Origin of the sequence: Colwellia sp., from assembly GCF_013214175.1 — a bacterium.
Classification (GTDB): domain Bacteria; phylum Pseudomonadota; class Gammaproteobacteria; order Enterobacterales; family Alteromonadaceae; genus Colwellia.
Genome location: NZ_JABSPA010000003.1, coordinates 485719 through 500438, shown reverse-complemented (window position 1 = coordinate 500438; position 14720 = coordinate 485719). Strand labels below are relative to the sequence as shown.

Below are 14720 nucleotides of genomic sequence, written 5' to 3'. Positions count from 1 at the left end.
CCCATAGCGGTACCTTTAATCAATACCTCACAGTAGTAATCAACTATGTAGACCAACCTTGTTCAATTCAGGAGATTAGATTTATCATATTAATACAAATGAAAAAGGCGCTAACTTTAATTATAAAATTAGCGCCTTTTATGATTGCTATGAGTATTAGCTTTTTCTATCGACATCAATATTTAGCTATTTAGTAAGTAAGTAAGTAAGTAAGTAAGTAAGTAAGTTTAATCAGCCAATTTCTCTACTACGCGATATGCGGCAACTAAGTCACTAATTGCTGTGCCTACCGACTTAAATAACGTTATTTCATTATTTGACTGGCGTAGTAATGATGGTGTTTTACACATATCAGCTAACTCGCCAACAATATCGTCTTTGTTAAAAGCACCTTCGGCAATAGGCATCAGTAATTCACCGGCTTCGTTTAAAGTATTGGTTAGGCTGTCAACAAATACTCTAGCCCGCGTGACTGTGGTGGTGTCGCACTCTCGGGCATCTTTCATGTGATTACCTAAACAATCAATATGACAACCGGCACTAACAAGGTTACCGTCGAATAATGGTGTTTTAGCGCCTGTGGCACAGCAAATGATATCGGCATTGGCCACCTCAACATTAACATCAACACTGGCTGTAAAAGTAACGGCTGGATACAAGGCGGTAAATTCGCTAATCAAGTCATTCACTTTTTCGCTGTTACGCCCCCATAGAGTCACGTTTTTAATCTCTCGTACAGTTAAATGTGCTTTTACTAAATACTTAGCTAAGTTACCGGTACCAAACAACATTAAATGCTGGCTGTTTTCTCTAGAAAGTAACTGACTGGCTAAGGCTGAAATAGCCGCGGTTCGCCAATAAGTAACACTGGTACCATCAACTAGCGCTAGTGGCTCACCGGTTTGGCGTTTAAACAACATGATTTTAGAAAATAATCCTGGCAGGTCGTGCTTAGCAGCATTGTCCGGGAAATAAGTGAACATTTTATTGCCAATCACGTCTTCATTCCATGAAGGTAATAAGGCAAAAGCATCATGATTATCACTTTGCTCTGGAACAAGTGAGTGAACCTGACGTTGCGGCATACTAAATGGGCGACTAAAACTATTTTTTAGTAATGGAATTAACTCGTCAAAGTTAAGGTGTTGGTGAACTTGATCGGCGCTAATAATTTTCATAGTGATCTTCTATTCTCTGTTAATGCTATTAATAAAATGGTTATGTTGTTAACTCAGGGGTTAGCTGTAAACGTCATCTTCGAGGTTTCTGATCGAAGATCCAATGCCACGTAGACACTGGATCCCTGATTCAGGTTTGTGGTTCCAGACCAAACCTAAGTACCTACAGCCATGTAGTCAAAAATACCACTGGGATGACGAACCTGATCCAGATGCATAAGCACGTTTAATAATTTATTGAGCTATAGCTCAATAAGACCTTTTGGTGACTTGGTCAGTATTTTTAAACCATCGTCAGTTAACACCACGTCATCTTCAATACGCACACCACCCCAGCCAGGAATATAAATACCTGGCTCTATAGTAAAAACGCAGCCTTTTTCAATTGGGGTATGACAATCAGGGCCAATAAAAGGTTGCTCATGTAAAACTAAACCTACGCCATGGCCTAAGCCCTCGCCCGCGTATTCTTTATATTCGCTATGAGATAATATTTTAGCCGATTGCTGATAAAGGTGGCTGCCTAATACCCCTTCCTTCACCGCATCAATTGCCGCTTGTTGGGCTGACTGTACTAGTTGATAGATATGTTTTTGCTCTGCACTTGCCTCACCAAAAACAAAGGTACGGGTCATATCAGAGCGATAGCCATTAACCACAGCACCAAAATCAATTAAGATAATATCGCCGAGTTTTAGTTGCCTATCTCCTGGAATACCATGGGGCAAAGCACTGCGCTCGCCAAATAATAAAATGGTGGCAAAAGACACTTCATCAGAGCCTAATAGCGCCATTTGATAATCAAGCTCTATAGCTAATTCTCGTTCTGTTACACCAACTTTAACCGAGTTAAGCATGGTCGCTAGCGCGGTATCAGCTATTTTTGCTGCTTGCTCCATTAACGCGATTTCGCTGGCTGACTTTATAAAGCGTAGCGCTTCAACGGTGCCAGTTACTGGCATTATTTGCCCAAGTTTAGTTAATTGACTGACTTGTTGATTAATTTGTTGCCATTGCATTACGCTAATATGTTCACTTTCAAAAGAGAGGCACTGACAGTCATCTTGAAATAGCAGGTCTTCAATGAGTGAAGCTAAACTTTGATTGGCTCTATCGCGGCAAATAACTTTAAAGTGGCTTGCTTGCTCTTTAGCTTGCTCAAAATAACGGTAATCGGTCAGTAAATAGTTACCCTTACTGGTTAATAATACTGTTGCCGCATGGCCGGTAAAGGTAGAAAGATAGCTGATATTAATATCACTAAAGATCAGCATGGCACTGTAAGGCTTGTTCAGTACTTTATCTCGTAATGTTGCTAAGTTCATAATACTCCTCAAAAATTCGACTTGAATTTTACTATTTATGCTACGTTAAAAAATCGCTTGTTAACTTTCGATTATCTCAATAAAAAGCCATATCTCAATGGGTCTTCACTGTTAATAAGCCACTGACCTTTGCCACAAACATAGGCATCGCCAGTCACTTCGGGGATCACGGCATCAAAGCCAGCAAAAGAGAGTGCCTCAATGGCTTGCACACTAAAGGGGCTAGCTAAAATACTTTCAATGGTAATCGCTTCATTTAATGCAACCTGCCCTTTTGCATGATGTAAGGCAATGCGACCACTGACACCACTACCGGTAGGGCTTCGGTCCAATTCGCCATCAGCAAAGATACAAACATTGCGAGAGTGCACCCCTTGGTTAGGCGAGTCATCAATAAAAATCACCCCATATAAAAAGCTTAATTCTGGGGTTGTTGGGTGAGTAATACTCAGCTCTGGGGCTGTCGACTCTATAATGGCTTGTTTAATTTTACGGCCATAATCAATAAGCTTTTCTTGTTGCTCAGGCATAAGTGATAAGCCGAGAGGTGATGCCTGTACATAAGCATAAAAAGCGCCGCCGTAGGCAATGTCAAACTGGACAAGGCCTATACCCTCAACTTGAATTTTTTGCTCTTTGGCATAAACAAAGGACGGTACACATTGAAAGCTAACTTGTTTCACCACATCGTTATGGCTGTAGGCCAAGGCATGTATTTGACCACAAGGGACATCAATAACAACCTTAGTCACATCACCGGTTCTGGCAACCACACCTGACTCTACCGCAGTTTTTGTTAAGGCAATTACCGCATGACCACACATGGTGCTATAACCTTCATTATGAATAAAGATTGCGCCAAAGTGACTATCGTCTCGCTCAGCATCGGTAATAATAGCGCCGTACATATCTGCATGACCACGTGGTTCAAACATTAATGCTCGACGAAGATCATCATAATTTTGTCTACAGTAATCTCTTTTCGCTAGGATAGTCTCGCCTTTAAGGGCAGGAAAACCGCTAGTGATGATGCGTAATGGCTCACCGCCGGTATGACACTCAAGGGTATTAATAGTTAAAAAAATTTCTTGGCTGTTATTAGGTTGCCACTGCTCAAATTTTTCAGCGGCTTGCGCTATATTCTTACTCATAGGTATGACTCATAGATATTACTCATTACTTTCTCTTTCATTTACTAATTACTAATTACTAATCCTACTTTTCTTTAGGCTTAGGCTGTTGCTCTGTAGCAATAAACAGCCTCTTATAGTTAATTACTTATGCTACCGTTGCTGAAGGCTTTGCTGATTTTTCAGTTGATAATTCAGTTGAGAGTTCTGCTGACTGCTCTTTTTGTGCTAACTGCTGCTTTTTAATATCTTTGATAAAGTGCTTATTGAATAAATAAAAGCCAATACAAGTGACAAAACCTAAGCAGGCAATAATGGCCCACATCAATTCAGGACGTGATAACTGGGTAGCAAAATAACCATATAGCCAACCAGATAGTAAACCGGCAAATAAGTTACCTAATGCCATTGAAACAAAGTAGTACCCCATAAACATAGCGGCTTTATCTTTGGGGGCAAAACTTGCCACATACTCTTGGCTTTTTGGCGCTGAAATCATCTCACCAACAGCAAAAACCACTACAGCGCAACTTACTAACAAACCACCCAAAATCATGCCGTGAGCAAATCCTTGCATCAACATAGACAGCGATAAAATAGCGGTGCCGACAATCAAAGCAGGCAAGGCTTTAAACTTATCAATAAAGCGACTGATACTAATTTGAAAAATAATGATCATTAAGAAATCAATACTCAAAATAGTTGCCGGGTTCATTTGACGATATTGCGTCGACCACTGCTGAGCAACCTCTTTACTCAGAGTCTGTGCACTTGAGTCTGTTAGCTGATTTAGTTGATCAAATTGAGCAAAACTATGAATGATTTCATCTTCAGGTATGCGGACATCCAGTGACGATAGTGTGCGTACTACTTCTTGTAAAGCCGCTGGCGTTTGGCCAATATCGACGTCTTTAAAGTTGATAGCTAAGCGGGTAATTTCACCCGATAAAGTATCAAGGTTAACTGTGGTTAAAATATCGTGTAACCAAGGGCTAACGCTATGTAGTAGTGAAACCAAATCTGAGGTATCAACAAAGTCGCGAATATAAACAGGTAGGGTGACAAAAATTTGCATATAGACAGTCCAAAAGCCTGTCAAAATAAGCAAATAAATCATAAATGGTTTATTACCTATGCGCATTTTTTGTAGATACCAGGGTAAGGTTGTTGGTACTAACTGAGCTTGTGGTTCTTGGCCTGATGTGAGCGAATCGTTATCAAGGCTGTCTTTATCTGAGAACTTAGTAACCAAAACATCCCAAACAACCGCGCTTACCACCAAAACGGCCAGACTTACCAATGTACTCTGCGCACCAATAAAACCCGCATAAAAAGCCACTAACAAGACTAACAAGGGAACAACTAATAAGGCCAGACGAAAATTACCCAGTACTTGCTGCATTTCTTGGAATACTTGCGTGAGTGTTTTATTTTTACCATGACGTTCAGGTTCTTTATAGAAAAATAACGCCGGAATAAAGTTTACCGAGATCCAAATACAAGCAAAGATGAATACCCATTGCCAACCATAATTCTTTTGAATAATAGGCGCGATTACTGGCCCTAAAAAACCACCAATATTAACCATCATATAGAAAATACCAAAGCCTAAGCCTCGGTTAGTATCATCTGTGGTACGGCTAATGGTTGCGGTTACTACCGGCTTGAATATCCCAGCTCCCAGTGCTATCAACATAAATATGCTCATAAAGCTGGCTAAATCTTTGGCATAACCTAAAAAGTAATAACTTGGCGCCATCAGGGTAAAAGACAGCAAAAACATTTTCCGATAACCAAAGCGATCGGCTAGTGCACCAGAAACTACAGGAAAAAGATAAAGGAAGAAAGGCACCACACCCATAATTAAACCACGTTCGGTATTACCTAAACCTAAACCGCCTTGCGTGGTAGGCGTCATAATATAACTAGCAAGTAATGTGTACATGCCATACCAAGCAAGTCGTTCAAAGATCTCCATGGTATTGGCTACATAAAAGGCTTGCTGAAAAGGACTTCGTTTAGTTAGGCTCACTGTCTTATCCACCATTTTTATTATTGATTTTTTTATTCTGGGTTGTTGATCATTAACACCATTAGTCTTGTTTATTTGTACAACGCTGAACATTGCATAAATCAACAGAATTAGTGTTGAAAGTAAATGTTAAGTAATATTTAAAGATAAAGTTAAAAGTAAAAAAAAAGCCAAGTACACAATATGCACTTGGCTTTAAACTAATCTTTTAACAAGGTCGGTAACAACTCTGCCGGCATATTTTGATAACAGATAGGTCGTCTAAAGCGGGTTATGGCTGCACTGCCCACCGACGTTGTTCTGATATTAGTTGATGCTGGGAATGGACCACCGTGGTTCATTGAAGCACATACTTCAACACCAGTAGGCATTTGATTATAAATCAAGCGACCTACTTTATGGGCAAGGTTAAGGCTTAACTCTTTTGACGCAGTTAAGTCACTCTCTAAACCATGAATACTGGCGGTTAAATTACCTTTAAGAAGGCTAACAAACTCCATCATTTGTGCTTGATCATCACAACGAACAACTAAAGCACTGAATCCAAATACTTCTTCTTGTAGTAATGGCGTTTTAGCAAATGTTGCTAGGTCGGTAGCAAATAAAGAGGCTGAACATTCTTGTTCATTACCTGTTTTACCCGTTGCTAATAAGCTGACACCGCTAAGTGCTTTTCGCTCTGCAACCGCGTTATTGTAGCTAGCACACATTGCTGGAGTTAACATAACACCAGCAGCTTGCTGTGCTAATGCTTCGCTTGCCGAAGTAATAAACGTTTGATAGTTGGCACTATCTTCACTGCCTACCACAACCCAAACGCCAGGGCTGGTACAAAACTGTCCTTGGCCCATCATTAATGAAGCAACTAAGCCTTGTGCTATTTCAGCGCCGTCTTGGTCAACTTTATTAGGCATAATAAATTGTGGGTTAATACTACCAAGCTCACCATAAAATGGAATCGGTTCAGCTCGTTGGTGAATTTGCGCTTGTAAAATCATACCTACACGCTCAGAGCCAGTAAAACCAACCGCTTTAACTGATGGATGAGTAACTATTTGTGTAGCGATAGCGTAGTTTTTACCTTGAATAAGCGAAAATACACCGCGGTCTAAATTACAGCTTTCAATCGCTTTTAAGATAGCACGTGCTACTAATTCAGCAGTGGCAGGATGAGCTGCGTGTGCTTTCATAACTACAGGACAACCTGCAGCTAAAGCTGAAGCAGTGTCGCCACCAGCAGTAGAGAAAGCTAATGGAAAATTACTTGCAGCAAAAACACCAACCACACCTAAAGGTAAATAACCTAAACGAGTATCTGGTTTTGGAAGTGGTTGACGGTCAGCATTCGCTTGCTCAATAACACCTTGGTATTCGCCTGACTCTAATAAGTCAGCAAAAAGTCCAAGTTGACCAATCGTTCTACCGCGCTCGCCTTGAATACGCATGGCCGGTAGACCTGTTTCACCACAAGCGGTTTCAACAAGTTCATCACCTAAAGCAAGAATTTCAGCACCAATTGCACGTAAGAATGTAGCACGCTTTGCCGCACTTAATTGGCTATAAGAAGTGAATGCTTCATTTGCACGTACAATGGCAGTATTTACTTCAAGCTCAGTTGCATCAGCAAACTCAATATCAATAGCAAGGTGTGTTTGGGCATTAAATGCTTTAAAACCACCTTTAGTATCGCCTGACCATTCGCCGGCAATTAAATTCTGTCCTGTTATCGTCATCTTATTACTCACTTATGTTGCATGTATTGCTAAGTGCCTTTATAGAATAAAGGCACTGGATATAATATGTATTTAAACAAGGGATAAAATAAGAGGTATATTTATCTTATGCTTTGTTATTTCTGTCTTATTTACGCTACTTAACGCTAAAACCAAAGGCATAAGGATCGTCGTCATCAATGGTAATACAGTTTTTACCAAATACTTTTGCCCAACCTTGAATGCTCGGCATAATAGCAGTGATAGTCTTACCTGAAGCATTGATCTCAACTACGCCTTCAATCTTGCCGGTAAATTGGCTACCAATATAGCTCTCATGTACAAAGGTATCGCCAACAGCTAGTTCACCTTTGGCAAATAACTGCGCCATTCTCGCGCTTGTACCGGTACCGCATGGCGATCTGTCTATGGCTTTATCACCATAAAAAACCGCATTAGCCGCATCAGAGCCTTGGGTTTGCGGTATTCCTGTCCACAAAACGTGACTGACGCCATTAACGCTAGCATCTTCTGGGTGAACGCAGTCAAGCGACTTGCTTGCTATTTCACGTACAATTGGACTCCACAGCAATATCTCTGCAGCAGTCCACTTATCTATACCAGGAAAGTTTTCTTGCGGTTCAACGATGACATAAAAGTTGCCGCCATAAGAAATATCAACCGTTAACTGCCCTAAACCGGGTATATCTAAGGTGATATCGCGATGTGCTAAGTAAGAGGCAACATTAAATATTTTAACGTTAGCAACCTTGCCATTCTTTTCTTGATACTCAATAAAAATTTGACCGGCAGGAACATCAACAATGAGTTTACCTGGAGTTTTCGGGGTGATAAGACCGTTTTCTAAACCTGCGGTAATAGTACCAATAGTGCCATGGCCACACATTGGAAGGCAGCCTGAGGTTTCAATAAATAAAATGGCTGCATCGGCATTGTCACTACAAGGTGGATACAAAAATGCACCTGACATCATATCGTGACCGCGCGGTTCAAACATCAAACCTTGACGGATCCAATCAAAACGCTCGAGAAAATCTAAGCGTTTTTCACTCATGGTTTTACCCACTAAGTTAGGGTGGCCGCTGGTTACTAACCGAACCGGATTACCGCATGTATGTGCGTCGATACAAAAAAATGTGCCCTTAACCATAATATCCCCAATAATAATTCCTTTTTTTAACCGACTAAGGGAAGCATAAGGGTTTTCCTCCTATGCTTCCCCGTTTATCAAAAATAAGCTATCAGTAATGCCGATTTATCTGTTGATGTTATATTCGACGTCAATTCCGTTTAGTACCACAATTGATTTTGTTAAAACTATTACTAGTTTAGATTAGGTATATTGTATACAATCCTTAAGTAATGGCAAGTATAATTTAGTTATACTTTTTACTTGCCAGTAATACATATTAACAACAATAACTTAGATCTATATCCATCCCAAGGTGTAAATTAATGAACACAGTAACAAACAAACAACAGGATAATAAACAACAAACAGTTGCGGTAATTGGCGCCGGAATTATTGGTATAAACTGTGCCCTTGAATTGCAAAGTTTGGGCTATCAAGTCACTTTACTTGATAAAGAAGGTATAGGTTTGGGATGCTCTAAGGCTAATGCCGGACATTTTGCTACAGAACAAGTGTTTCCACTCGCCGAGTCTTCATTATTATGGCAAATGCCTAAGCTCTTACTTGACCCGCTTGGTCCTGTGTCTTTATCTGCCAAACACTTTATTAAAGCCATTCCTTGGTTCATGCAGTTTTTTAATAACATGCGACCAAGTTTGCGCGACAAAAACACAGTGGCGATAAAAGCATTAAATAAAGATGCCATCGGTCACTATAGTGCGCTATTAAAAGAGGAAAATATGGAGCACCTCATGACATTGCAAGGTTCATTGCTAGTTTTTGAGACAACCAATTACAATAAAGTAGATACCATGTATCAGCATTATAAAAATGAAGGTGTGGCGGTAAAACTATTAGATAGAGCAGAAACGATTAAGCTTGAGCCAAACTTACACGACAATATTAATTACTCGTTATTCTTTACCGATGTAGCCCACACTATTGACCCGCTAGCATTGAGTGTTGCTCTTAGCGAATTTGCCAAAAATAAAGGCATGACTTTCCAACAAAGCGCAGTCACACAACTAGCTCAGAGTGATACCTGTGTTACGGTTAAAACCGAGCAAGAAAACTTAACTTTTGATCATTGTGTTGTTGCTTGTGGTGCTTGGTCAAAAGAGTTACTAAAAGGCTTAGATTATCACCTGCCTATTGAAGCCGAACGCGGTTATAGCTTGAGTTTACCTATAAATGAACAAGAGTCTGCCCTATTATCTCGCCCTGTAGCTTCTGCTGAACGTCGCTTTATCATTACCCCAATGGCTAACACCTTAAGACTTGCGGGCACAGTGGAGTATGCTGGTCTTAAAGCACGACCCAACTATAAGCGCGCAGAAATGTTAAAAGCTAATGCCGCTTTTATTCTAAAGACGCTTCCTGAACAGGGAACAGAACAAAAATCTGAGCAAGAAGCTTGGATGGGTTGTCGCCCGTCATTACCTGACTCTTTACCTGTTATTTGCCAAGCGCCAAATCACGATAAAATATTTTTTGCTCTTGGCCATCAGCACTTAGGTCTAACCCAAGGAGCTATTACCGGCAAACTAATTGGTCAATTAGTCACGAAGAAAAAGACAGAAATTGACGTTAGTCCTTTTTGTATTAGTCGCTTTAACTAGCATTAACTCAGGCAACTGCGACAGTAAAAATTGAACAGTTCATTTTTGAAAATCCTGACCAAACTAAATCACTTGTAGAAAATCTCACAGAACGCTTACTGAATAAGGAAAATTCAACAGCCAAAATTGAAGCTTGCTTGCATAATTTTATTGACATAATTTAATTAAACATTGATAAACCCCCAGCTATGCTGGGGTGACTCGCATAGGTTTATACCCGCTACCATTCAAAGTGCTCGATTTCAGTGGGAATTAAAAGGACTTTAGGCAAGGAGAAGAACGTAAACATAGTCACTCTATATTTTTGTTCTTTAACGCTGCATAAAGTCATTTTAAACCCATCGAATAAGCGTTTGAGCAACATCACTTCATCGTTGCAGTGACTTAGAAGGACGCTACATGGAGGTAGCTTATTAGATAATGCAGGAGCTATTCTCCAGAACAACCATTATTTCATCACAGCGCCTTGAATTGAAATTGCTCAAGCACTCTGAAACATGCATCTTGAATGGTAACGGGTATATATCCGAAATCAAGAGAAAAATGATGAGTTCAGGGATCAACTGAAGTTTGGCTTGTAATACGCTTTGAGCGTTAACTTAAGCCCTTTGAGGGCGTAACCCAATAAACCTCGGTTTTGCCGAAGGTAATTTAACTGATATAATTTACTTGATCTACATTGTATATTGTATACCATACGTAATGTGTGATACAATTATTTGGTGTAATTTTTGAACAACAGGAAATATGATGGAAACAAATAGTACAGATTGGCGATATACGGTTATGCCGGCCGTGTTTACATGGCTAAAAGAGTCAGAATCTGGTGCCCTTGAAATTGACTTTGATGTAACAAAAAAACAGGCCGCAGATGTTTTAAAAGCTCAGGGAAAGGGCGGAAGCAGAATGGGCGGACTTGTCGCTTCTGGTACTCTGGGTGAGAATAGCTACCTGAGCAACGAACAGCGTCTTTCTTTACTTAAATGCCTTTCTGAGGTTGCTAAAGAATACAATGTCCCGTTGATCAGTGGAGCTGCGGCAGAAACTAAGGAAGAGCTTGCCACAATCATTGAAGGACTCGCAACGGTTGGAGTGGATACAGTCATGGTGATGCCGCCAAAAACTAAGGCGGTTCCTTCTGATGAAGAAATGTATGCGTACTATGAGCTTGCTGCAATAGCTGCAAAAGAGGCAGGCGTAACAATTATGCCTTATAACAACCCTGATGCAGCCGGCTATCATGCACTTTCAACAGATATTCTTAGAAGACTTGCTGCTCTACCTGCAGTAACTGCTCTTAAAATATCGACTACAGATGTTTCAACTATTGAAACGCTGATGTTAGAGAACAAAGATTTAAAAATATTGGCAGGTGTTGATACTGTAACTGTACATGCAGGACTTGCTGGAGCATGCGGTGGGATTACAGGTGTAGGTACTATCTTCCCAAAAGCTAGTGTTACTATGCAGGAATATGTTTTAAAAGGTGAATGGGCTGAGGCAAACAAAATTTCTCAGGCTATGAATTCCATATCATATCTTGATGCTCAACCGCTGCTTATGGAATATCTTAAGTTTGCTATGGGAATTCATCATAATGATGCTACTGGAGGGCTTCGTACCTTTGGTAAGAAATTAACTCAACTGCAAATTGATGATGTCCGCACAAGATATAGTCTAGCAAAAGAAAGACTTGAACTTCTGGATTTAATAGACTGATCCTTTCAAATATTCAAAAAGAGAAAGCTCCGTTTTTACGGAGCTTTTTTGTTTCCGTCTTCAGATTGGCACCGAGTTTTTAGATCCCAAGGTAGCAATGATTCTATGTCAGGCTCGGGTTGACTGTGTTCTTCTAAACATTTGACCAGGTAGCGTTATACCCGTTCCACTTGAAGATGCAGGATTCAGCTGGAATTATAAACGCCTTTAGGTAAGGCATTGATTGAAGAGAATGGTTATTCCCTTGTCGAAATCAATAACGTAACATAAATCGTTTATAAACCAGCCCTTTGGGGAAGCCTGAGCAAACCATATTCGTCGTTACATTTGTTTTTAAGGGAATAACCATTAACAAAAAACATGCCTTGAATATGATTCGCTCAAGCTTCCTGAAACGAGCATATTCAAGTGGAGCGGGTATAAGTATTGCTCTTAGCGAATTTACCAAGCGCCAAACCACGATAAAGTATTCTTTGCTCTTGGTCATCAATACTTGGGGCTAACGCAAGGAGTAATAACGGGAAAACTTATTGGTTGGTCAGTTAGTTAGCAAACAAACCACTGAAATAGATTTAAGCGCTTTTTGTATCAGCCGCTTTAACTAGCCTTAACAAATTCCAGTGTAACTTTATTAGCTAATTAACCTGAGCTCGGTTTAAGATATATTTAACTCATTGAAGCTATTAGCCAAATAACTTAATACTATATCTATCTTGATAGTTTTTCTTAATTCAAGGCTAATTTACGCGTCAATAGCTGGCATATTGCAAGTGAATTTAACGCAAAAGTAAGTAAAAACACCTGCTAGAGAAACATTTGTTAAATCGAGTTCAGGTTAACTAACAAATAGCTAATAAAGCCAAGCCAGCTAAATACTAGTAAGGCCCAAGGTAACTTATCAGTGCTGTGAATTTCATTTGCTTCACCCAATTCGTCTAGCTCTTGTGCAGCACGTTGCTTTTGTTTTACTAGCTGTTTACGGTCTTTATCTCGGTCACGGGATTTTTTGCTTTGCTGCTTTTTATACTCACTAATGCCCTTTTCAATACCTTGAGCAATGAGTTTGGTTTGATCTTTATTTTGACCTTTCTTTTGTATGCCTTTCGCCACTTTCATGGCTTGCTCTTGAGTTTCTTTTGATACTTTAGTATTCATTACTTGTTGCTACTCTTAACTGATTCTTTTGATAATTTATTAGCCATTGCTAAATTTTTCACTGGCTCACCTAGTTTATTAAAAAGTGCCACTGAAGCTCAAGCCATAATGACCACTGCTAGCTGTAGGAGAAATGGTAATACCTGAATAAGGCTCGGTAAAATATAGCCCTGAAATAATACCAATAGCAGCACCAGCTAATACATCTACCGCATAATGTTTATCACTTTGAACTCGGCTATAACCAACAAATGTTGCACCTATATAGGCAGGAATAGCCCAACGCCAACCGTAACGCTGTTGAATAAATGTTGCTGCAGCAAAGCTATCTGCCGTATGGCCAGAAGGGAAAGAGTCATCACCCGAGCCATCAGGTCGGTCTTTATCGACAGCAAACTTTAACCCTTCCACCGCCACGCGAGATACCACACCTGACTTAATTAACTGCCAACTGCCCTGATAATCATCCTCGATAACAAGCGTTGCCCCTAAAGCTGCGACAGGTAAAAGTAAGTGGATGATATCCCCTGATTTTTCTAGATTTGACTTTGCTAGTACTGGACCCGCAACAACCAATAAACATATAAATAAAAACGCCTTCACTCAATTACCCCATAAAAAACAAATCATGGTCGCCTTTATACCTAGCCAAAGCAATAATTGCAAAGCTCATTTAACTGACAGAAGATAATCAACGTACACTATTACTTAAAGAATATTTAGTAAAAAACTATTCACATCGGAAAATAGATATCTCATTAAGACATTGTAATTAAAGGATTATATCCTTAGAAGTACTGCGAAACAACTGATTAAATGCTATTTTCTTTGTGCGATACGCAATTTAGCCTTGCGACCCTTTTCATAAAGCGATGGGCGGATCACACGTCTTAATGTAGGAAACAAATAAGAAATGGTCGTTAGAAAGCCACTCGACGCTGGTAAAATGATTTCAGTGCGTTTGCCCTCAGCAACTTTAACAACCGCGTCAGCCACTTGTTCAGCTGTACTTAAAGGTTGCGAGAATACAATATCTTCTACGGTATCCATATTATCCATGATAAACCCTGTATCGATAGGTCCTGGAGATACCAAACCGACATTAATACCGCATTCTTTAACTTCGTCGGCTAGTGCATACGAAAATGCACGTAATCCTGCTTTAGTTGCGCTATACGTTGCCGCACCTTGCAGTGGTGTGCGACCAGCAAGTGAGCCAACATTGACAATGGCGCCAGATTTATTTTCTAGCATGTGTGGTAACACTAGCGATGACAACACAATCGGTGCGCGTAAGTTTATATCAACCATTGCCGCTAAATCTCGGGGATCATTGCAACTAACATCACCCCGCTGATGATAGCCAGCATTATTAACCAAGACATCAACAGAGCCAAATTTTTCTACGACTATATCGACAAGCTCTCGACATGCTTCACTATTACCAACATCCAACGTGTGGCTATATACATCAGTTAGCGTGGCTAAATCTTTAGTTATTTTATCGAGTGCTTCAGCACCGCGAGCTACCAACACTATGTTAGCACCAAGTTTTGCAAAATTTCGCGCAACCGCGGCGCCAACACCTGCGGATGCACCCGTTACGATTACCGTCTTGTTTTTGAAATCCATTATTTTATCACCTTGTTTTTATTATTTTTATAGATTAAAACTCCTAGGACTGTTGTTCTTTTAAT

General features: G+C 40.1%; 11 protein-coding genes. 2 read left to right on the top strand and 9 right to left on the bottom strand.

Features of this window, described 5'->3' with window-relative positions; genetic code table 11:
* Nucleotides 1–227: 227 nt before the first annotated feature.
* The 6 genes from HRT55_RS10570 to HRT55_RS10545 form a co-directional block, all read right to left on the bottom strand.
* The gene (locus HRT55_RS10570; RefSeq protein WP_291621069.1) at nt 228–1178 is read right to left on the bottom strand and encodes an ornithine cyclodeaminase family protein; all 951 of its coding nucleotides are present in this window, start codon (nt 1176–1178) and stop codon (nt 228–230) included.
* A 242-nt stretch (nt 1179–1420) separates the two neighbouring features.
* Nucleotides 1421–2503 carry a Xaa-Pro peptidase family protein gene (locus HRT55_RS10565; protein ID WP_291621068.1) on the bottom strand — a complete coding sequence of 361 codons (1083 nt, stop codon included), beginning with the start codon at nt 2501–2503 and terminating at the stop codon, nt 1421–1423.
* Nucleotides 2504–2574: 71 nt separating this feature from the next.
* On the bottom strand, nt 2575–3654 hold the full coding sequence (locus HRT55_RS10560; protein WP_291621067.1) for a proline racemase family protein: 1080 nt from the start codon (nt 3652–3654) through the stop codon (nt 2575–2577).
* A gap of 127 nt (nt 3655–3781) precedes the next feature.
* Nucleotides 3782–5758, bottom strand: coding sequence for an MFS transporter (locus HRT55_RS10555; protein WP_291621065.1), 1977 nt, complete (start codon nt 5756–5758; stop codon nt 3782–3784).
* Nucleotides 5759–5865: 107 nt separating this feature from the next.
* Nucleotides 5866–7398 carry an aldehyde dehydrogenase (NADP(+)) gene (locus HRT55_RS10550; RefSeq protein ID WP_291621063.1) on the bottom strand — a complete coding sequence of 511 codons (1533 nt, stop codon included), beginning with the start codon at nt 7396–7398 and terminating at the stop codon, nt 5866–5868.
* A 136-nt stretch (nt 7399–7534) separates the two neighbouring features.
* A complete protein-coding gene (locus HRT55_RS10545; protein ID WP_291621061.1) occupies nt 7535–8548 on the bottom strand; it encodes a 4-hydroxyproline epimerase in 1014 nt (337 codons plus the stop codon).
* Between the two features lie 305 nt (nt 8549–8853).
* Between HRT55_RS10545 and HRT55_RS10540 the strand changes: the two genes are divergently transcribed.
* Complete coding sequence (locus tag HRT55_RS10540; RefSeq protein WP_291621059.1) at nt 8854–10149, top strand: FAD-binding oxidoreductase; 1296 nt, start codon at nt 8854–8856, stop codon at nt 10147–10149.
* Between the two features lie 750 nt (nt 10150–10899).
* Nucleotides 10900–11868: a dihydrodipicolinate synthase family protein gene (locus tag HRT55_RS10535; protein ID WP_291621325.1), complete on the top strand. Its 969-nt coding sequence runs from the start codon at nt 10900–10902 to the stop codon at nt 11866–11868.
* Between the two features lie 819 nt (nt 11869–12687).
* Here HRT55_RS10535 and HRT55_RS10530 read toward each other — a convergent pair.
* From HRT55_RS10530 to HRT55_RS10520, 3 genes are all read right to left on the bottom strand, one after another.
* Nucleotides 12688–13023 carry a DUF2956 domain-containing protein gene (locus HRT55_RS10530; RefSeq protein ID WP_291621058.1) on the bottom strand — a complete coding sequence of 112 codons (336 nt, stop codon included), beginning with the start codon at nt 13021–13023 and terminating at the stop codon, nt 12688–12690.
* Between the two features lie 78 nt (nt 13024–13101).
* Nucleotides 13102–13626 (bottom strand): phosphatase PAP2 family protein, encoded by a 525-nt coding sequence (locus tag HRT55_RS10525; protein ID WP_291621056.1) that lies wholly within the window; start codon nt 13624–13626, stop codon nt 13102–13104.
* 216 nt (nt 13627–13842) lie between these two features.
* Nucleotides 13843–14655, bottom strand: a complete 813-nt coding sequence (locus HRT55_RS10520; RefSeq protein WP_291621053.1) for an SDR family oxidoreductase — start codon at nt 14653–14655, stop codon at nt 13843–13845.
* Between the last annotated feature and the right edge of the window lie 65 nt (nt 14656–14720).

Excerpts from the sequence above, each read along its gene's own strand:
- HRT55_RS10570 (WP_291621069.1), bottom strand. The coding sequence starts at position 1,178 with ATGAAAATTATTAGCGCCGATCAAGTTCACCAACACCTTAACTTTGAC.
- HRT55_RS10565 (WP_291621068.1), bottom strand. The coding sequence starts at position 2,503 with ATGAACTTAGCAACATTACGAGATAAAGTACTGAACAAGCCTTACAGT.
- HRT55_RS10560 (WP_291621067.1), bottom strand. The coding sequence starts at position 3,654 with ATGAGTAAGAATATAGCGCAAGCCGCTGAAAAATTTGAGCAGTGGCAA.
- HRT55_RS10555 (WP_291621065.1), bottom strand. The coding sequence starts at position 5,758 with ATGTTCAGCGTTGTACAAATAAACAAGACTAATGGTGTTAATGATCAA.
- HRT55_RS10550 (WP_291621063.1), bottom strand. The coding sequence starts at position 7,398 with ATGACGATAACAGGACAGAATTTAATTGCCGGCGAATGGTCAGGCGAT.
- HRT55_RS10545 (WP_291621061.1), bottom strand. The coding sequence starts at position 8,548 with ATGGTTAAGGGCACATTTTTTTGTATCGACGCACATACATGCGGTAAT.
- HRT55_RS10540 (WP_291621059.1), top strand. The coding sequence starts at position 8,854 with ATGAACACAGTAACAAACAAACAACAGGATAATAAACAACAAACAGTT.
- HRT55_RS10535 (WP_291621325.1), top strand. The coding sequence starts at position 10,900 with ATGGAAACAAATAGTACAGATTGGCGATATACGGTTATGCCGGCCGTG.
- HRT55_RS10530 (WP_291621058.1), bottom strand. The coding sequence starts at position 13,023 with ATGAATACTAAAGTATCAAAAGAAACTCAAGAGCAAGCCATGAAAGTG.
- HRT55_RS10520 (WP_291621053.1), bottom strand. The coding sequence starts at position 14,655 with ATGGATTTCAAAAACAAGACGGTAATCGTAACGGGTGCATCCGCAGGT.